Source organism: Phytobacter cepae (assembly GCF_054165735.1).
In genome coordinates this window covers 1,507,971-1,527,253 of sequence record NZ_CM135107.1, presented here as the reverse complement: position 1 = coordinate 1,527,253, position 19,283 = coordinate 1,507,971, and the positions used below count along the sequence as shown (strand labels likewise).

Annotated in this window: 19 protein-coding genes; 5 read left to right on the top strand and 14 right to left on the bottom strand. The window is 50.1% G+C overall.

What is annotated here, in order from left to right; genetic code table 11:
• The first annotated feature begins 103 nt into the window (after positions 1 to 103).
• Positions 104 to 1,084 (top strand): GlxA family transcriptional regulator, encoded by a 981-nt coding sequence (locus ACUY4Q_RS07080; protein WP_458046341.1) that lies wholly within the window; start codon positions 104 to 106, stop codon positions 1,082 to 1,084.
• Positions 1,085 to 1,189: 105 nt separating this feature from the next.
• Positions 1,190 to 1,738, top strand: a complete 549-nt coding sequence (locus ACUY4Q_RS07075) for a cysteine hydrolase family protein (protein ID WP_458047281.1) — start codon at positions 1,190 to 1,192, stop codon at positions 1,736 to 1,738.
• Between the two features lie 54 nt (positions 1,739 to 1,792).
• Here ACUY4Q_RS07075 and ACUY4Q_RS07070 read toward each other — a convergent pair whose 3' ends face one another.
• The 9 genes from ACUY4Q_RS07070 to ACUY4Q_RS07030 form a co-directional block, all read right to left on the bottom strand.
• Positions 1,793 to 2,452 (bottom strand): gamma-glutamylcyclotransferase, encoded by a 660-nt coding sequence (locus ACUY4Q_RS07070; RefSeq protein WP_458046340.1) that lies wholly within the window; start codon positions 2,450 to 2,452, stop codon positions 1,793 to 1,795.
• A 298-nt stretch (positions 2,453 to 2,750) separates the two neighbouring features.
• Positions 2,751 to 3,599, bottom strand: a complete 849-nt coding sequence (locus ACUY4Q_RS07065) for an SIR2 family NAD-dependent protein deacylase (protein WP_458046339.1) — start codon at positions 3,597 to 3,599, stop codon at positions 2,751 to 2,753.
• 20 nt (positions 3,600 to 3,619) lie between these two features.
• A complete protein-coding gene (locus tag ACUY4Q_RS07060) occupies positions 3,620 to 4,495 on the bottom strand; it encodes an SIR2 family NAD-dependent protein deacylase (RefSeq protein ID WP_458046338.1) in 876 nt (291 codons plus the stop codon).
• 55 nt (positions 4,496 to 4,550) lie between these two features.
• Complete coding sequence (locus ACUY4Q_RS07055) at positions 4,551 to 5,642, bottom strand: LLM class flavin-dependent oxidoreductase (protein ID WP_458046337.1); 1,092 nt, start codon at positions 5,640 to 5,642, stop codon at positions 4,551 to 4,553.
• Positions 5,643 to 5,783: 141 nt separating this feature from the next.
• Positions 5,784 to 6,755 carry a GlxA family transcriptional regulator gene (locus tag ACUY4Q_RS07050; RefSeq protein ID WP_458046336.1) on the bottom strand — a complete coding sequence of 324 codons (972 nt, stop codon included), beginning with the start codon at positions 6,753 to 6,755 and terminating at the stop codon, positions 5,784 to 5,786.
• Positions 6,756 to 6,955: 200 nt separating this feature from the next.
• On the bottom strand, positions 6,956 to 7,711 hold the full coding sequence (gene dsbG, locus ACUY4Q_RS07045) for a thiol:disulfide interchange protein DsbG (protein ID WP_458046335.1): 756 nt from the start codon (positions 7,709 to 7,711) through the stop codon (positions 6,956 to 6,958).
• Entirely contained in the window at positions 7,711 to 9,729 is a 2,019-nt protein-coding gene (locus ACUY4Q_RS07040; protein WP_458046334.1) for a protein-disulfide reductase DsbD family protein, read from the bottom strand. Before ACUY4Q_RS07040 ends, dsbG begins: the two co-directional genes overlap by 1 nt.
• 46 nt (positions 9,730 to 9,775) lie before the next feature.
• On the bottom strand, positions 9,776 to 10,231 hold the full coding sequence (locus ACUY4Q_RS07035) for a copper-binding protein (RefSeq protein WP_458046333.1): 456 nt from the start codon (positions 10,229 to 10,231) through the stop codon (positions 9,776 to 9,778).
• Between the two features lie 21 nt (positions 10,232 to 10,252).
• Complete coding sequence (locus ACUY4Q_RS07030) at positions 10,253 to 11,155, bottom strand: LysR substrate-binding domain-containing protein (protein ID WP_458046332.1); 903 nt, start codon at positions 11,153 to 11,155, stop codon at positions 10,253 to 10,255.
• Positions 11,156 to 11,287: 132 nt separating this feature from the next.
• Here ACUY4Q_RS07030 and ACUY4Q_RS07025 point away from each other — a divergent pair, with 132 nt between their 5' ends.
• The 3 genes from ACUY4Q_RS07025 to ACUY4Q_RS07015 all read left to right on the top strand — a co-directional run bounded on the left by ACUY4Q_RS07025 (position 11,288) and on the right by ACUY4Q_RS07015 (position 16,014).
• Positions 11,288 to 12,601, top strand: coding sequence for a 6-phospho-beta-glucosidase (locus ACUY4Q_RS07025; RefSeq protein ID WP_458046331.1), 1,314 nt, complete (start codon positions 11,288 to 11,290; stop codon positions 12,599 to 12,601).
• 449 nt (positions 12,602 to 13,050) lie between these two features.
• Positions 13,051 to 15,024: a glycoside hydrolase family 3 protein gene (locus ACUY4Q_RS07020; RefSeq protein ID WP_458047280.1), complete on the top strand. Its 1,974-nt coding sequence runs from the start codon at positions 13,051 to 13,053 to the stop codon at positions 15,022 to 15,024.
• A gap of 369 nt (positions 15,025 to 15,393) precedes the next feature.
• The gene (locus ACUY4Q_RS07015; protein ID WP_458047279.1) at positions 15,394 to 16,014 is read left to right on the top strand and encodes a histidine phosphatase family protein; all 621 of its coding nucleotides are present in this window, start codon (positions 15,394 to 15,396) and stop codon (positions 16,012 to 16,014) included.
• A 93-nt stretch (positions 16,015 to 16,107) separates the two neighbouring features.
• Here the strand turns inward: ACUY4Q_RS07015 and ACUY4Q_RS07010 are convergent, their stop codons facing one another.
• The 5 genes from ACUY4Q_RS07010 to ACUY4Q_RS06990 form a co-directional block, all read right to left on the bottom strand.
• Positions 16,108 to 16,632 (bottom strand): rhodanese family protein, encoded by a 525-nt coding sequence (locus ACUY4Q_RS07010; protein ID WP_458046330.1) that lies wholly within the window; start codon positions 16,630 to 16,632, stop codon positions 16,108 to 16,110.
• Position 16,633: 1 nt separating this feature from the next.
• Positions 16,634 to 16,939, bottom strand: coding sequence for an ArsR/SmtB family transcription factor (locus ACUY4Q_RS07005; protein WP_458046329.1), 306 nt, complete (start codon positions 16,937 to 16,939; stop codon positions 16,634 to 16,636).
• Between the two features lie 94 nt (positions 16,940 to 17,033).
• On the bottom strand, positions 17,034 to 17,384 hold the full coding sequence (locus ACUY4Q_RS07000) for an NIPSNAP family protein (protein ID WP_458046328.1): 351 nt from the start codon (positions 17,382 to 17,384) through the stop codon (positions 17,034 to 17,036).
• Between the two features lie 141 nt (positions 17,385 to 17,525).
• On the bottom strand, positions 17,526 to 17,891 hold the full coding sequence (locus ACUY4Q_RS06995) for a hypothetical protein (RefSeq protein WP_458046327.1): 366 nt from the start codon (positions 17,889 to 17,891) through the stop codon (positions 17,526 to 17,528).
• Between the two features lie 154 nt (positions 17,892 to 18,045).
• Positions 18,046 to 19,254: an MFS transporter gene (locus tag ACUY4Q_RS06990; protein WP_458046326.1), complete on the bottom strand. Its 1,209-nt coding sequence runs from the start codon at positions 19,252 to 19,254 to the stop codon at positions 18,046 to 18,048.
• Positions 19,255 to 19,283 lie beyond the last annotated feature (29 nt).

Genomic DNA, 19,283 nt, shown 5'->3' with positions numbered 1-19,283 from the left:
ATGGGTTAATGAATTCTTGACTCAGTGTCTTCCTGGAGTGGTATGCTGACAAGCGTCGAAAACGACATTCTCAGGGGCAATATCGTCATACAGGGTTTACGTTATGCTGGAAATAGGCATTTTTATTTATCCGGGAGTTCAGCAGGCCGCCGTGCTTGGACTGAACGATTTATTCTGTGTTGCCAATATGTTTTCTCAGAAATATCAGAACAATAACGACAGGCTGATAAGGGTGTCGCACTGGCAACAAGACTCTCTCCTGGAAGATCCGGTACGCATTTTTGATACCGTACCGGATGCCAGCCCGGCACCTTTATCTGCATTAATCGTTCCCCCCACGCTCAGAGAGCCTGCTGAGGTAGATGCAACACCACAATTGGCTCAATGGTTAACCGGGCAGCGCGCTCAGGGAGTCGTGCTGGGTTCAGTATGCGCCGGAGCATTCGTGCTGGCCTCAACGGGTTTAATGAATGGCCGTAAAATGACCACACACTGGGCTTACGCTGATGTGCTGAGCCAGCGCTTTCCAGAAATACAGGTCGATGCAAATCAACTAATTATAGATGACGGAGATATCATCACTGCCGGGGGACTGATGTCCTGGACCGATCTCGGTCTGCGGTTAGTTCATCGTCTGCTGGGTCCGACTGTCATGATCGACACTGCGCGAATGTTGCTGGTCGACCCACCAGGACGTGAACAGCGCTATTACAGCGTATTTTCACCGCGTCTTACGCACGGCGATGCATCCGTCCTGAAAGTGCAGCACTGGCTTCAGGCAACCCAGGCCAGAGAGGTCACACTTTCGGCTCTGGCGGCACAGTCGGGTCTGGAAGAACGCACGTTCCTGCGCCGTTTTCAAAAAGCAACCGGCATGACCAGCACTGAATATTGTCAGCATCTTCGGGTAGGACGGGCGCAGGAGCTTTTGCAATTCAGTAATGACTCCTTTGATCGCATTGCCTGGGAAGTGGGATACAGCGATCCGGGTGCGCTGCGTAAAATTTTTACCCGCATTGTGGGCCTGACGCCTGGCGAGTATCGCCGTCGCTTCAGCGCAAGCCACGCAACGGAAAATGCCTGACAAAGTGGCGAAATTGACACTTATAATGTCGTTTGCGCCACTTCTGCCTTTACATATTCCCTGCCAGAATGCTGTTTCAGTGAGCAAACCAACAGGAATAAGATGATGAAACAACGCGGCTTAATCGTAATCGATCTGCAAAACGAATATCTGCCTACCGGTAAATTACCTCTTACCGGCATAGAAGCTGCTGCCCATAACGCAGCGCTAGCTATCGCTGATGCGCGCTTAAAAGACATCCCCGTTTTCCATATTCGCCATGAGTTTGCGAATAACGAAGCGCCGGTTTTTATTCCCGGCTCTGATGGCGTGGAAATTCAGAGTACTGTCACCCCAGCAGCAGGCGAAGCGGTAATTGTGAAGAACTTCATCAACTCATTTCGCGAAACCGACCTGAAAGCGCAACTGGATGCAAAGGGTGTCGAAGAAGTCGTTATCGTGGGGGCGATGAGCCACATGTGTGTAGATGCCTGCGTCAGAGCGGCTGCGGATATGGGCTATCCGGTCACCGTCCTGCATGATGCCTGCGCCACGCTTGACCTGACATTTGGTGGTGTCACCGTGCCCGCGGCACAGGTTCATGCTGCTATGATGGCCGCGTTTGAATTTGGTTACGGGAAAGTCCAGTCAACGGCAGACTATCTGACTGTATAACCGGCCCCGCCAGCGTCCCTTCCAGGGGACGCTTTTTCATCGGCTGGCATGAATTTACAGGCTTTCCATACGAAGACGACGGGCCAGCTGTTCAATTCCGGCATCAGCAATATGATGCTGACTTAACGCAGCGTCCAGATTTAGCACATAGTCCCGATTACTCCCCAGTTCTCCCGTCGCTCGGGCAATGAGGGGCGTTATCACGTCCGGTGCCGTTTCTTCCTCATAAAGCTGACTGTCTGGATCTGCAGCAAAAAAAATTGCGCGAACGGTACGCCCGTTCGCCAGCCTGATTGTTGCCCAGGAAGGTCGGTACCCCCCGCTCACCATTTCCCTTACCCAGATGAGACGCAACTCTTCTTCAGGTCCCTCTAAACCCAGACGTAGCGCAATACCTTCACAACTGCCGCCTGGCTTCAGCGCCAGCATCCGCCCGGGAAAATCAACACTGCCACGAGCAATAACAAGCCGGATACAGAAGCTGCGATGCCAGCCATCCAGAGTGGCGTGAGTGCGCTCCTGAGCTTCAAAAAGCGGGTTATATATCAATGAGCCATAGGCAAATATCCACAGGGGATCGCCTTTAATACGCCCTTCCAGCGTCTCGTTCATGGACAGGTCAATACGTTCACGGGACCACCACTCTATTCCCGGCATTTCCCTGAATGCTTCAAGGAATGAACCGTTCTTCAGGCTTTCCCTGTTAAGTACCAAAATTACCTCCGTTCAGGGCAGTCACTCTTCAGTTAAGAGGTAAAGCTGCATTGTGGCGCTCAAAACGCAATAACAATCACGCTGTCATTATTTTCAGAAGTTCTTTAGAAAAAGGGATTAATTCCAGCGCTTCCTTAGTTCTTAACTGGCTTATGTGCAGAGCATCAGGCGCAAGCCGAACCGAATATCTGATGTGATAAAACAGCCTCCCCGTAATATTCGATGGGCCACAGGCAAACAGAGAGGGTTTTTCAGGATACCTTCAGTCTGCATTTACTTTCCTTAACGCGCGGCATTGTCATGAATTCAGCGACGCGAGCATGGCCAGGTTGTGGCCGATATCACCGTCAATGCCGACAGCCCGGGCGGCAATTTCAGCCGGAATAACAAGCTCAGTGCCTTTATTAAACGTGATATAGCTGGATTTAGGGTTCTGATAAACCTGTTGCATAAAGGGTGCCTTGATTAGCTGGTTCCTGGCACCCACACCCAACTCCATAAAAACAGTGCGGCTCCCCTGCCCCTTTGCAAGAAAGCGTCGGAAAGACCGGTAACGTTCATTCCAGTCCATGCCTTTAAGGAATCCGCTGTCCACTTCCACATGCACACGCATCTTCCCCCCACACACCGGGCAACACGGGATTAACGCGTCCGGCACCCTGCCGTCCTTTTGCTCACGCGCCATCGCGCTGAGCCGTTCTGCTCCGGAATACAAACGATCGTGACAGGCGTTAGCACACTGGAAATTCAGGCCGTTGCCTTCGATTTCAAATAAATGCTCCTGTCCCAGCCCCGCTTTGACAAAATGACCATCAATGTTCGAGGTGAGTACAAAGAAATTTTTGTGGTTAACGAGCGCCAGAAGATTCTCCATCACCTCACCCGGCGCCCTGACGTTAATAAAGTATTCAAACAAACGGCTGTGAAATGCCCAGTATTCTGCCTCGCATGTATAACGATGAAAGCACCCCTGAATAATACTGGCGAAACCGTGGCGCTCGCTGAGATCGCCAAAATGGTGGCGGAAAGCGTTATCATTGGCGAATAAATGGATCCCGCTGGCTATTGAAAAGCCATTGCTTGCGCCAATGATAATGGCATCTGCTTCCTGAATGCAGTTCAGTGCATGATGTAATAACTGATTCATGATTTTCCCTTACGTGCCCTTTAAGCGGCTGTCAGCGTTTTTTCAAATGACACCAGGTCGCGGAGCACTTGAGCGATATCACAATCAAGCGTGATGCTTTTTTCTTTCAGGATACGGTGAGTCGGCGGTTCACCTTTATTAATCCGCACCAGAAAAGCATTTGACCAGTGATACGCGGCGACTGAAAAAGGATGCTTAATAATATTTGGCGTCATCGGCCCGACCCCCAGCTCAAGTAAAACTATTTTTTTATAGGAGTTTTGCGTTATAAAATCCTGATACTTATTCATGTAATGTTCCCAGAAGCGGCCCTCAAGAAAAACCGGGGAACGGAACCAGGGTTCCATTTGAGATCCGCAACGTGGACATCTTGGTAACAGCGCGGTGGGAACTCGCGTGTCCTTTATACTGGCAGCGATTTCACGCACCACCGGTTCTGACGGATAGACCCCATCATGACAGGGCTTTCCGCACTGGAGCCAGTGAGAGGTGCCCTGCGGATAACAAAGCTTCTCATCAGGAAAGAGCTTTGAAAACTGCATATCCTGATTGGTCGTGATAATAAAATAATTTTTATCCTTAATCAGAGCATGTAAATCGATATAGGTCTGGCCGGGTGGCTCATCAAACATTAACGTCCCGTGCTTAGCCAGATAGGCCCAGCGCTCCTCACTGCTGGGATAACGGTAATAAAGCGCATCGCAGAGATTCCGGATACCGTAATTACGTTGAAACTCGCTGAAGTTATCGCGAAAATATTTACTGTATCCGTAGAAATCATGCTGATTAGCTGTTGACATACCTGATGCGCCACCGACCAGAATGGCATCCGCATCTTGCAATTTATGATATATAGTGGCGATCTGATCGTAATATGCATCATTAATAGCTGACATTGTTTTTCCGTATTTAATTTATTAAGTTCATGCCACATAAAAAATCGCGCAAAAGCTATTCATTAATATTGGTGGGCATGTCATATGCATCAGCAATCAGTTCAGTTGAGCGATAAATAGCCTCCTGGGAGTGTCCCAGATTCAGCAACATAATCTCGTCAGCATTAATACGCGTCTGCCAGACTGCCAGTTGGTCTACCACCTGATTACCTGTGCCGCTCATGATTTTGGCATTCCACATTTCAATCAATTGCAATTCTGCTGCTGAATACTCGTAGTTTTCAGCTTCTTGCGGCGTTGGCACGATAAAAGATCGACCCGTGCTCATGCGCATCATTGCGTGAGAATAGGCCCATGCCTGACGACGGGCTTCACGCACATCATTGGCTGCCATCACACCAAAACTGGCGATGACGTACGGACGGTCAAGTACAGTGGAAGGACGGAAGTTCTGCCGATACAGATCTATTGCCATTTCGACATTCTGGTCGGCAAGATGAGCAGCAAAAGCGAATGGAAATCCCATTTGCGCAGCCAGACGCGCTGAATAGTCGGAAGAACCCAGCAACCATACGGGGGGATGCTGGTAAGCTCCAGAAACTGCATTTTCCTCATCCTGTAACGGGCCGGGAACGGCGTACACACCAGCCTTTTGCCAGGGATGGTTTTTCGGAAAATCTCCCTTCAGGAAGTGCAGTAATTCATCGAGTTGTTTCGGGAAACTGTCTGAGCCCACATTACCGCGCCGCAATGCCGATGCCGTAGCCATATCGGTGCCCGGTGCGCGTCCGACGCCCAAATCAATTCGCCCTGGAGCAAGGGAGGCCAGTAAACCAAACTGCTCAGCCACTACCAGCGGCGGAAAGTTAGGCAACATCATCCCGCCAGCGCCAAGCCGGATATGGGTCGTTTCGCCAATTAACCGTGCCAGTAATAGCGGTGGAGAAGGCGTGGTTACGCCAGGCATCGCATGGTGCTCTGCAAGCCAGTAGCGGGAGAAACCACGTCTGTCGGCCAGACGGGCGAGCTCAATACTCCCTGTAAGCGCCTCATGGGCTGTCACGCCTTTACCCGCCATAGCGAAGTCCAGCAATGAAAGCGGAACCGGAGCACCGCCCCGGCGCGTACTAAAAATGACCTGATTCACACTATCAATCCTCAAAAAGTGATGGCGGCTACGCCTAATCTGGCGTAGCGCAGAAGCATCAAATTTTGGGGATAATACCGATCATGCACAATTGACCTGAATGACAATATTAGAAAGTATTGGGCCAATTGCTTTTAGCGATTAAATCCGGGCGTTACGCATCTGGCAGAAGGTGCGCCGGTATTCTGAAGGCGAAGTGCCCAGGTGAGCGGTGAACTGAAGACGTAATGACATCGGAGTACCAAAGCCGACTTCTGAAGCAATACACTCCACCGGAAGGCTGGTGATTTCCAGTAGTTGCTGGGCCCGCGCTACCCGCTCGGCATTTAACCATTTAGTGACGGTCGTGCCCGTCGTGTCGCGAAAACGCCGGGTAAATGTGCGGCGGCTCATTTTTGCAACGCCTGCCAACGTATCGAGTGTAATCGGTTCGGACAGATGCTCCCTGGCCCATTCAAGCACTTCGGCCAAACGCCCTACACAGGATGATTGCGGAACCGGTTGTTCGATATATTGCGCCTGCCCGCCCTGCCGGTGCGGTGGAGTGACAAGTTGCCGGGCAATGCGGTTGGCCATGTCAGAACCATGTTGTTGACGGATTATTTCGAGGCAGCAATCAAATGCCGCTACGGTGCCTGCAGATGTAATTATATTGCCATCAATCACATACAGTACATCTGGACGAAACTTCGCGTCAGGAAAGCGACGCGCGAAAACATCACGGGCCACCCAGTGAGTCGTTGCTTCCCGTCCGGCGAGCAACCCGGCCGCACCAAGAACAAATGCCCCCAGGCAGAATCCAACAACCAATTTTCCTCGGGCGTGCGCGTTTTGCAGCGCCTGATTGATATCCTCAGGCACGTCTTCATCAGGATCTCTCCAGGCGGGAACTACGATAATATCAGCATCCTGCATTGCCTCCAGCCCCAAAGACACTGATATTGGTAACCCCTGATCGCTGATGATAAGCCCGGGAGACTGCGCGCAGTACTGCACATCATAAGCCGGGAAACCTGCGGGTTTGTTAACAATGCCGAAAGCAACGGCTGGAACCGAAAGCTGAAACAGACTGACTCCTTCAAAAGCCAGTACGATGATACGAACCGCAGACACAGAAACCTCTCACATAAAGTTCATACACGAAGCAGCAAGCCCGCAACCAGTTGGTCACGGGCTTATTGATGCTTAGCTGTAAAAAAGGAATATCCTGTACCAATAGCATATTCCGCCCCTCGTCTGCGACCTTTTACATCGTGCGGACCGGGGAGTATCACCGGCAGAAGACAGCCATTGCGTCTTCTGCAATGTGACGTTTATTTACAGGCAACCAGATCGGCCATTTGCTTATCGTCAGGTAAGCCGATGATTTGTTGTAAAACACGCGACTTATTCAGGTAATAAATAGCAGGCGTCCCGCTGGCTCCTGTCTGCTCCATCAGTTGCTGATTTCGCTGGATCTGCTTAAAAACGGCCGGGGGGGTATTACTTTTCAGCTCAGGTTTAATTTTACCGTCGGAACTCTCATGGTCATACCAGACCTTAGCCGGGTCACGGTCCGAAAGTATCGCTGCTGCATATTGCCCGCTGTCAGGGCGGATCACTCCAACAAGCAACGTTTTAATACTGATACGTTTATCTTTGAGAGCAGGCTGAGCTTGATGCCAGAATTTATTGCAGTAAGGGCAGAAAGGATCGGCAAAGACGACAACCTGGCATTTTGCGTCCGCGCGGCCTTCAGCGATCCCCGGCGCTGCGCTGAGTTGTTTCCACATCTCGCGCCCCGCCGGAATGTAAATTTCATCGTTGATGATTTTCTCACTCAGATTATTTCCGTGCGCATCGTACATATAGCCTGAAATAACATGTTTCTTATCCGGAGTGAGGTAAATCGTGACCCCCATGTCCTGATATTTACCTAACCATCCTTCCATTCCTCCGGGGGTGCTAAAGGGTTTAATGATTTCAATGCCCTGTTTTTCCATTTGTTTAACAGGTTCAGGTAATTCAGCAGTCTGCGCGTGCGCTACGGTACTGAAGATCAGAATCATTAGTGACAATATCGTTTTCATTATTTTTCCTCAATAAAATCAGATGCCGTTGTCTTGTCTGCCGTTGCCAGAACAGTCAGTAATGTCTCTTTGCTGAGAAGGGACGGCAGGACATGGCCCTGCGGAAATGAAGGGCCAAAAATGGCGTTAAAGGGTATGCCGCTGGCGCCGTAGCGTCTCAGAAACTGCTCGATTTCGGCAGAAGGCTTACTCCAGTTGCCCTGTAACAGCACCACGTCGTCGCGGTTTAAAGCAGCCACCACATCCGGACGATGCAAAACCAGCACTTCGTTGACCCGACAGTTCAGACACCAGTCGGCGGTGATGTCCACCAGTACGCGTTTATTGGCATCCAGTGCCTTACTGAGCGCTGTCTCAGTGAGCGGTTGCCAGTTAAGCGGCGAGTCAGTCTGCCCCTGCGGTTGGGGAGCCAGAAAAGCATACAGCCCCGCGCCAAACAGCACGCCAAACAGCAGACTGCGCAGGTTTTCTTTGTGTTTCGGCATCGCTTCCGCGCACCAGTAAAGGAAAAATGCCACCATGGCGCCACCGCCAATCAGCACATAACGAGCCCCCCACTCCTTTACCAACAGCGACATCAGCCAGACACAGGAGCCCAGCATAAGGAGAACCAGCGTCAGGCGCAGCTTCCCCATCCATGGCCCCGGTTTAGGCAGCCAGCGCGCCACACCGGGCATAATGCTGATAGCCAGCCACGGAAGGCTCATCCCTGTCCCGAGCATCAGGAAAATGAGCCAGAGCTGGTACAAAGGTGCCGCCAGGGCGTACGTTACGGCAGTGCCGAGAAAGGGAGCGGTGCAGGGGGTAGCGAGCAGAGTCGCAAAGGCCCCTTCAAGAAAACTCCCACCGATGCCTTTCCCGCCTGCTGTAGCCAGACGCGTGGTCACGCCAGAAGGCAGGCGGATTTCAAGCAGTCCCGCCAGGCTGAAACAAAAAATCCATGTCACGACAACCATCGTGGCGATGAACCAGGGATTCTGGAACTGGAAGCCCCATCCTATCCAGGCTCCGGATAACCGCAGTCCGGTCATCAACGCCGCCAACACCAGAAACGAGAAAATTATCCCGGCCGCTGTTGCCAGAAAACGCAGCCGCGTCTGACGGCGGCTACTTTCTGCCAGCGTCATCAGCGAAGCGAGTTTTATCCCAAGCACCGGAAGGACGCAGGGCATTAGATTGAGGATGAGGCCGCCCGCTAACGCCAGCGCCATAAACTGCCATAGCGTAGTGGAGCGACCGATGTCAGCACTGAATTGCTGGCTGTGTACGCCATCACTGACAACCCAGGAGAGTTGCTGCAAATGAGAGGCATCCAGTGGATTTCCCTGCTCATCCCTGACGCTAAACCGTGCGGTCAATGTATCACCGTGGGTTTCTGTCTGCGGTGGCGAAAGGGTGGCCCCCGGGGGATTATCAGGAAACACATCAGGCAATGACCAGCCGTCTGGCGAGGCCACTTTTACTGCCAGCGTGTCGCCGGCAGTGGTGACAGAGTTAACGACCATATTGCCGCGTTGCGGGGGAACGTCGCTCATCGCGGTGTTCCAGGCATCAGCAAAATGCGCTGACGGGCCGGACGAAAGATCAATGTCCAGCGGGAAGGTATTGACCACACAAAGGTTACTGCACAGGGAAAGCGTCAGCTTTCCGCGTAGCCGCTGCGCATCCCCAATCAGAACCTCCAGTGGAAACACGACCTGTCGATCATAACCAACCGAGCTGAAGCCGGCAGAATCAAATCGGACGGGCCGCGGCCAGTACCACTGTGTTTCTGCCTGTGTGTCCCACGTAACCACTGGCCGAAATCCGCCGTCACCGGGCGTTCGCCAGTAGGTTTTCCACCCTTCTTCGGGTTTCACATCAAGCAGCAGCCGGACCTTACCAGCTATGGGCTGATCGTAATAGACATGAACCTGTGCATGGGAATTGCCAGGTTTTAGCGACCAGCCCGGCACCGCAGCTGAGGCCGTAGACAGACTGAATAACAGGAACCACAGGCTCCTGAAAAACGTTTTCATATATTTTCTCCGTGAATGATTTATTGAGCAGAAGTGTTCAGCTCAGTCATTCACGAAAAACGCAGTTTTTAAGGTGTATTCGAAGTAAGGGAGGACGAAAAAGAATGACCGGTATCGGCAGTACACTGATTTTTATCAGCACCGCTAAAACGAAAACCAGCAGACCGGGTAAAAGAAGAAGCGTATCGAAATGAAGAGGCTGTGAGGCCAGTAGCGAGTGAGAGCTAAGTTCACAGGGTGATAAAGAGGTGGGGATGCGTTCCTGAGCATTCTTTTCGGCAGCCAGGGTGAGTGTCGCGACCCTGACCTGCATGTGGTGTAAAACACTGGCCCGTTGTGTCAGACAAATCAACATGACAAAGCAGGCAACGACCAGAAGCGCAAAAGCGTTCAGTTGCCTGTTTTTAGGTTGAGTTGGAGCCATCAGGAGGTTCATGGGCAATGAGGATAGTGAGCGGCCTGCATTCGGGCAAGCAGCAATTTGTAAAGGAAGCGTTAACAAAGCGCTTCACCGAATGAGGTTTTACTCTTCACTCAGAATCCCTTTGACCCACTGACTGAACGCCACGATCCCCGGGCGATTCAAGTTTTCGCGAGGCATAATCAGATCATATCCACGCCCGGCAGGAATTTCCTGTTCAAAAGGCATCACAAGGCTTCCTGCCTCAATGTACTTTTTGACCAATCGCTTCCTCCCCATCGCGACTCCGCATCCGCCGACCGCTGCCTCAATCGCCATTTGGCAGTTATTGAAGCTCATGAAATTTTCTTCCACGGGCAAAGGCCGGTTTGTTCGCTGGCACCATTCGCGCCATTCTGAAAAGACGTCCTGAGAATCAACAGATTCAGAAGCATGTATAAAAGGGATATCAGCCAGCCAGTCACTGCTTGTCCGAATTCTTTTTTCAGACTCAGGCGAACAAACAGGAACCAGCGTTTCGTCAGCCAGTCGTTCGCAATACAGATCCGGATACCGCAGGTTACTGTAGTAAATGGCAACATCCACGCGTTCCAGATTGAAATCCACCAGTCCAGCCCTGACCCGAAAATTAATATTCAATCCGGGCCATCGCATCCTGAATTCAGCTAAACGCGGAACCAGCCACAGGAAGGCAAACGTTGGAGGAAGCCCCACTGAAAGCTGGCCACGTAATCCCTGAACACGGATATCTTCAATTTCGTCATTAATGCGTTTCAACGACAAAGACAGAACATTCAGCAGGCGTTGCCCCTCATCGGTGAGCTGTAGCCTCCGGGTTAAACGAATGAACAACCTGAATCCAAGCAGAGTTTCCAGATGTCGTATACGCTGGCTGACAGCCCCCTGGGTAAGATTGAGCGTTTTTGCAGTCCGGGTAAAGCTGAGGTGAACAGCGGCTATTTCAAACGTACGCAATAGCGCCAGCATGTTTTCCTGAGCAATCATCGTAAAAACTCCTCTGATTTACCTTATATGCATTAAGTGGGCTAATGCATACCCCTGGAATGATCGTTTGTCCAGTCTCACTGTCTGCTCTTTAATCACGATAACGAGTAAATCACACAAAGGAGTACGACAGTGAAAGGTCTCAAAATCGTTGTTATTGGTGCAGGTTCAAGTTATACGCCAGAACTGATGGAAGGCATCATCAAACGCCAGCGTGAATTTCCGGTGCGTGAGCTATGGCTGGTCGACATTGAAGATGGCCGGGAGAAAATGGCAATTATTGCAGGGCTAACCAGACGTATGCTGGAAAAAAATGGCCTGGATATTCCTGTTTATGAAACACTTAACCGCCAGGCCGCCCTAAAGGATGCAGATTTTGTCTGTTCCCAGTTTCGCGCGGGCTGTCTGGAGGCGCGTATCAGTGATGAACGCATTTCACTGAAATATAATATGATCGGCCAGGAAACTAACGGGCTGGGCGGATTCGCTAACGCGTGCCGGACAATCCCTGTCGCACTCGAGATTGCAGCGGAAATGGAACAGCTATGCCCCGATGCATGGCTGCTCAACTTCACCAATCCCTCAGGTATGGTTACCGAAGCCATTCTTAAACACAGCAAAGTGCGCACGGCTGGGTTGTGTAACGTGCCGGTGATTATGCAGAAAGGAATTGCGAGTCTGCTCAATGTCAGCAACGTTAATGACTTCATTCTTCAGGTAGCCGGGCTCAATCATTTTATTTTCGCGCGCCACATCTGGCATGAAGGTCGCGATAAGCTTAGTGAGGTTATCGGGTGTATTTCCGAAGGCAACGATCCGCTTATTCCACGTAATATTCCGCCATTTAAATGGCCGGCGGGTTTGCTGGAAAATCTGGCCATGATCCCCTGCCCTTACCTGCGTTATTACTATATGAGCGACGACATGTATCGCCAGGAACTGGGCGAGGCGCAGTGTGAAGGTACACGCGGTGAGGTGGTTAAGGCGCTGGAAAAACAACTTTTCGATATCTACCGTAACCCCGAACTTGCTGAAAAGCCGAAAGCGCTTGAAGGACGTGGAGGGCAGTATTATTCGGATGCGGCATGTGAATTAATGAGCGCCATTTATAACGATAAACGTATCATCATGCATGTTAATACGCGTAACAATGGTGCCATAGCGGGGTTGCCGGATAATTGTGCCGTTGAGGTAAGTTCTTTGATCACCCGCTCCGGTCCTGTTCCGCTTAACGTTGAACCTTTCCCGGATGATACGTTGCGCCTGATTCAGTTGATGAAGAGCTTTGAAGACCTGACAATTGAGGCAGCTATCACTGGCGATCGCCATACAGCATGGCGCGCGCTGGTCATTAACCCGTTAATAAACAGCGGTAACGTGCTTGAAAAGGCGCTGGCTGAGATCATTGACGTTAATAAAGCGTTGATGCCTGCATTCCATAAATAAGGCTGACGCCAGAATTTTGCAAACAGCCTGGAAAGCGGCTGACTTAATTATTCCGGTCAACCGCTTCTTGCTCATGAACTTATTTTTTATCATAAAACTTTCACCCAAATATTTTCCTAAACAGAGTCAATCCGCCCAAAAAAAATCGGCCATGCACATTATTGAGTATATTCCGGTTCAAATCTCGGCCATAAAAAAACCACAAAAAACATATAGATATTTTACCGAAAGTTGCCATAACCGAATTGGGCCAAAACCCGTTAATATTGGGACAATATTGTTAATAATACCGTCTAAAGAGAGATTACAGTCACAAACCGGATAATATCGAATTGTTTCACCCATCGAAATAAATGCAGAATTATTTTAAACCGCAGGCAATTCTCAATCTCCGGTTTATCATAAACTCATTTTCTTTAAAGCAAGCAGTACAGGGTTTTCGAGGACATATGCAAAACGATAACTTATTCGTCAAATTTAAATTACTGGCTGTACTATGCGCGCCGGTCGCGTTAACGGTGAATGCGCAAAATATTTCCCAACCTGAACTCGGGCATACAAGCGCTCCGTTATTGTCACAAGATGGCTATCAGTTTAAAGACATGAATCGTGACGGGAAGCTTAACCAGTATGAAGACTGGCGTTTGTCTGCAACGCAACGGGCAAATGATTTAACTCGACGAATGACACTTAAAGAGAAAGCCGGCCTTATGATGCACGGCACCGGGCCAGTAAGCGGAAATAACTTTGGCAATGGTGATATTTATGATTTAGATGCTGCGCAAAAGATGATTGTTGATGCACATATCAATAGCATCCTTACACGTCTTGGCGGTAAAGAGCCGCGTCGTCTCGCTGAACAGAACAATCATTTGCAGGAGATTGCTGAAAAGGCCCGTCTGGGTATTCCGGTGACTGTCAGCACCGACCCACGTAATTCATATCAGGCGCTGGCAGGTATCAGCAACCCGGCAGGTAAGTTCAGTCAATGGCCTGAGCCTATCGGCATCGGTGCGGCAGGTAGCGAAAGCCTCGCCAGAACATTTGCCAGCAAAATTGGGCAAGAGTACCGCGCGGTAGGGATCACCGAGGCTCTCTCACCTCAGGCCGATATTGCCACCGAACCACGCTGGGCACGTATCAGCGGCACGTTTGGTGAGGATCCAGAACTGGCCAGAAAACTGGTCCGCGGTTATATCACCGGCATGCAAAACGGTAGCCAGGGACTTAACCCGCAAGGCGTAGCGGCGGTGGTTAAGCACTGGGTTGGTTATGGTGCCGCAGAAGACGGGTGGGATGGACATAACGCCTATGGCAAAGATGTGGTATTTAAAACCAACAATCTTCAACAGCATATTGTTCCTTTTAAAGGGGCATTTGAATCTCGGGTTGCCGCCGTCATGCCGACTTATTCGGTTCTCAAAGGCGTCAGCCTGAACGGTAAATCTCCGGAACCCGTTGCGGCGGGCTATAGTCATTTTTTATTAACCGAGTTGCTGAGGGAGCAGTACAATTTTACCGGCGTCATTATCAGCGACTGGTTAATTACAAACGATTGCGATGACGAGTGTATCCATGGCGCGCCAGAGGGTAAAAAACCCGTAACAGGCGGCATGCCCTGGGGGGTTGAATCATTAACCAAAGAACAGCGGTTCGTTAAGGCCATTCAGGCGGGTATCGACCAGTTTGGCGGCGTTACTGATTCAGACATAATCACAAAAGCCGTTGAAAAGGGGCTAATTAGTGAAAGTCGTATTAACCAGTCTGCCCAACGCATTCTTAAGCAAAAATTTGAGCTTGGTCTGTTTGAGCAGCCCTACGTAAATGCCGCAGATGCTGAAAAAATTGTGGGACGCGAGGAGACACAGAAAGAAGCCAACCAGGCGCAAATGCAGTCCCTGGTTCTGCTACAGAACAAGCATATCCTTCCTCTTAAACCAGGGACCCGCGTGTGGCTTTATGGTGCCGATGCGACGGCAGCTAAAAAAGCGGGCTTAGCGGTAGTCGACCGGGCTGAAGATGCCGAGGTCGCGGTGATGAGAACGTCTGCTCCGTTTGAACAGCCCCACTACAATTACTTTTTTGGTCGACGTCATCATGAAGGTTCACTTGAATATAAAGCGGACAGCGAAGTTATGACGACCCTGAACGATGTCGCCCGCAAAGTGCCGGTAGTCATGACAATGTATATGGAAAGACCCGCTGTACTAACCGGGATAACCGATAAAACGCAGGCATTTATTGCTAACTTTGGCCTGAGTGACGAAGTGCTGTTTTCACGGCTGATGTCAGATGTTCCTTATTCTGGCCGCCTGCCTTTTGCGCTTCCCGCATCTATGGGCGCTGTCCTCGAACAAGATCCTTCCGTACCGGGTGATCTGAAAGCCCCACTTTATGCGTTAGGTTTCGGGCTTTCTCGCTAAGGCGAAATAACGTTTAAGCAACCCTAAACCTTGACCTTAATAAAAGGTCAAGGTTTTAAGAGGGAACGACACGGACGCGCAGTAAAAGCTTTGCGCTGCCTGGCGAGACCGGAGCCAGATAAGCCATAGCAAAGTTCGGTTCCTGGCTTTTCTAAAAGAGTAAAACTGCCCCGGCCAAAGCTGTTGGTCACATGAGGCTGTTTATTTTTCGTGCAAAAAGCGGACATTATTCACTTAATTGACTCAACATCGGCTTCAAACGTCACCCTAACGGCATTAAGCTACGCTTTCATCCTGAACAGAGAGCACCATCTCATTAAAACAGGTCAACCTATTTGTCATCGCGCTGGCGGACGGATTCACATTACGATGAAAGTGATATTGGTAAGACATGCAGAAACCGAGTGGAATCTGGAAGGGATTATCCAGGGGCATAGCGATAGCACTGTGACTCACCGTGGAATACGTGAAACATCTGCATTACTGACAACGCTTACGGAGATCGGCTACCCGATAGAATGTGTTTATAGCTCCCCGCTTGGACGCGCAAGGCTAATGGGGCTGAGCCTGGCTGACGGCTTTCATTGCCCGTTGAGAGTGGAACCCTCTCTAATTGAACAGGCGTTTGGTTGCTTTGAAGGGATGTCATTTGCGCACTTCACCCGCAACCATTTGCAAGATGCCAAGGCATTGTTCGTGCATGATGCCGCGTATTGCCCCCCGGGTGGCGAGTCATTAGCGCAAGCCTCTCGCCGAGTGATGGACTTCTTACAAAATCTGCAAGATCTCGGGGAACATCAGACCGTCTGTATTGTTTCTCACGGGCATGTCAGCCAGGGAGTGCTGGCAATCCTTAAAGAAGGGTCGCTCAATAATTTTTCCCGGTACGCTCAACCCAATGCGAGTTATTCTGTTTTCGATTTGATTGATGGAAAATGTATCGCGCTCAAATGGGGGATTGCGACACACCTGATTCAGCCTGATAGATAACTTTCAAGCTACTGGCGGTTATCTAAACACTCTCCCCTTCTCACTCGATGCAGGCTGCGCGAATTGTCAGAAAGGAATAGTCCCGCCTGCTGTTTATCGATTCCATGGCATAACTGCCAGTAATTTTGCCATCCCACACCAACCTGTCGCGCCTGCAAATACCAGACCTGCGCCCACAAAACCTGGAATAATATAAAAAACAGGACTCAGCAGCGCCCCTGCGAGTGTGCCGCACAGTGCCAGCGCGCCCGCGGTGAGTTGTACCTGGCGCATCAATGGCAACGGTTGACGGCGGTCAACCTGAACCGGATAGCCGGCTGCTTTCCATGCGTTAAGGCCGCCCTGCATAATCAATGCTTTTGCCGGATGCACTGCAGCCCTGATCTGCGCTGCGGCGTTATTCGTGCGTGTCCCACTTTGGCAGTGAAAAACCACCGTCTCGTTATCACGCAATGATAATTCACCAAAACAGCCAGGTTGAAGCTGTTCGAGGGGCATTGAGCGGGCAGCGGAAATATGCTCTCTGCGCCATTCATCGTGACCACGAATATCTATCAGTATGACCTTGCGTTCAGACAGAGCGAGTGCTTCAGCCGGTGTCACAAATTCAGAAGACATCTTATTCTCCAGGACAATAAATATTCTTGAGCGTCTGCACGACGGCAAAAATCGCCTCATTCTTGATGCTGTATCTGACATATCTGGCCTGGCGAGTCCCCTCAATCAAACCTTCAGATTTCATTCTCGCCAGATGCTGAGAAGTGGCCGAAGGGCTAAGACCACTCAGTCTGCTTAGTTCCCCCGCTTCTGTTCCAGGTTTTCCAGTCAGCACGCACAAAATCAATAACCGCTGAGGATGACTCAGCGTCTTAAGTAAGGCGGCAGCATTTTCAGCCTGGCTTTGCAGCAGATTCAGATCGTTCATAACTAATACTTTAGCATTCCCTAAATTTAGATAATGCTAAAATAAGAATATCGTTGTCAAGCGTCATCGGCCTTACCACCGCGGCATTGATGGGTTAAGCGGACTGACGAATTGGCACCGTGGTTCGTAAATGCTCAACTGCATTTTCACTAATAGCGAGCACTGATTTAACGCTAATGCTTATTCTGTCGATAATGGCCTGCCGGGGGCCACACCGCCACGCTTCGCTGCTATAGAAAGACGCCTGAGAGGATTCAAGGTGGGAGAGGCTGTCATACGCTCTGATGAGATAATAAGCGTCATCTTCATGGGCAGATATGCCGAAAGAAATTACATCCATTCCTGCTGACTGATGAAGAGGAACACTTTCTTCCGTCATAATTCGGTGGAACGCTTTCCCGGTGCCGGGTTTAAGAGTGTAGAGCAAAATTTCGACAGTTTTCATCTTCGGTATCCTGGTTTTTTCTCATCATAGCGTGGGTGGAATGGGAAACGGGAACATTTCGCTGCTCACTATAATCGTGGGAATTTATACCAGAAGACAGGCAGGGCCTTATTGAAAAGGAAGAGCCCACCTGACGGATAGCTATTTGGCTTGCGATGAACGGAGCTTGACCAGTACCTGATGGAATTCGCCGACCGTCAGGTCCCGGACCGTCGAATCCGGGATCCCTCGCAACCTTGCAAAAAAACGTGAAATGCCGAACAGGTCTAACCCCTCAGAGCTAAACAGGAACTCATTTTCTTTCATCGAAAAGAGCGTCCTCAGATTATGCTCATCCGTTTCAAAACAGACGCCGAAAGCCTTCTCTGCTTCCTGTAAAAGCGCCACGCCGTCATCACCGGTAATATGCAGATCGTTCTCAATATACGAATTCTCATCGATAGGCTGTTTCCGCAATCCTGCGAACTCACGGATAAAGCGGATAACGTCTGGAAGCGTTGGGCTCATTGCTCTGGCTCGTCATGAAAAACGTTGAGAATAGCCGGAAGTCAGGACGAAATTCAATCCGTGAATAGCTACGGTTTTATCCTGCCCTACTTCCACGCTTAGCTAAAAATTTCTCCTCAAGACTAGCCGCTTTATACCAGCCACGGACGTTAAATTACTGGTTGATAATATGGTCAGACTGGAGATGACGTTTGGCCAGTTTCTTTTGAAGTATGATGACCATGATGGGAAATCCAGAGGCGGCAATCGCACCGATCGCCAACAGTCTGTTCAGGTTGGGCGTTGTGATTCCCTGCGCAGGCAATAATAAGGACGAAAGAAAAAAGGCGAGCGTCGTAATCAGGAACATCATGACCGTCTGTAATGAAGAAAAACTGGCACGTTGTTCATCCGTAGGATAATGGACAGCAACCGCGGAAGCAGAGACAAGTCGGCTGTAGGAGGCAGCAAGAAATAAGGTGATAAATAGCACTGGATTATGATAGCCCATCGCAGGAATCAGCAAACTTCCTATAAACAACAGCGTTGAAACGGTGGCCAACATCAGCGCAGATAAACGCGATGTAAGCATCCCCGTTATTTTTGTGGACAGATAACCTGCAATCCCGCCACATAAGAACAATAAGGGTAACAGGTTTTGTTGTGCCCCCAGATATTGCGTCAGCAATGGTGCCAGGATGGGAATAATCAGCATGGGGCTAAATTGCACACCGGCAGCACAAGAGGCGAAAAGTAAGGTTTGAATATCAATAGACAGCTTAGCCTTTACGCCTGAAGGGGGGGTATCTGCAGGAAGAATACGGACTATCAAAGGTAAAGAGACCAGGCAAAGTAAACTGATTAACCACAATGCACTCTGCCAGCCATAGTGCGTGCACAAGAATAATACGGCTGGCATTCCGACGATACTAACCATCGAAAATGATGCAATCACCGTCGCCAGTATTTTTCCACGTAAATTTGCAGGGGCATAATTCATTAAAATACTCGTCCCCACCCCCATTGTCGTTCCCCCCACCATTCCTGCGCAAAATCGTAGTATCAGTAGTGTGTCAAACTGCGTCGTCAACGTGGACAAAAAGGTGAGCGCTCCCAGCAGCCCCATATTCTTTAGCAAGAATTGTTTTTTATTAAACACGTCGATCCAATAAAAAGCCATGATGCCAGACAGGACCGCCCCCAGGGTATACACACCCGAGACATAGCCAGAAAAGGATACAGAAACCGAAAACCGGTCTGCCATAAAAGTAAATAGGGGCGTAAACGCCATATATTCCAGCGCATTAGTGAACTGGATAAACGCCATTACCAAGGCCATTCGCATAAGGGCTTTATGATTAAACGTCGGTGTATTGAGTGGCATAGTAAGCTACCTGTCAATGAAAGAGACCC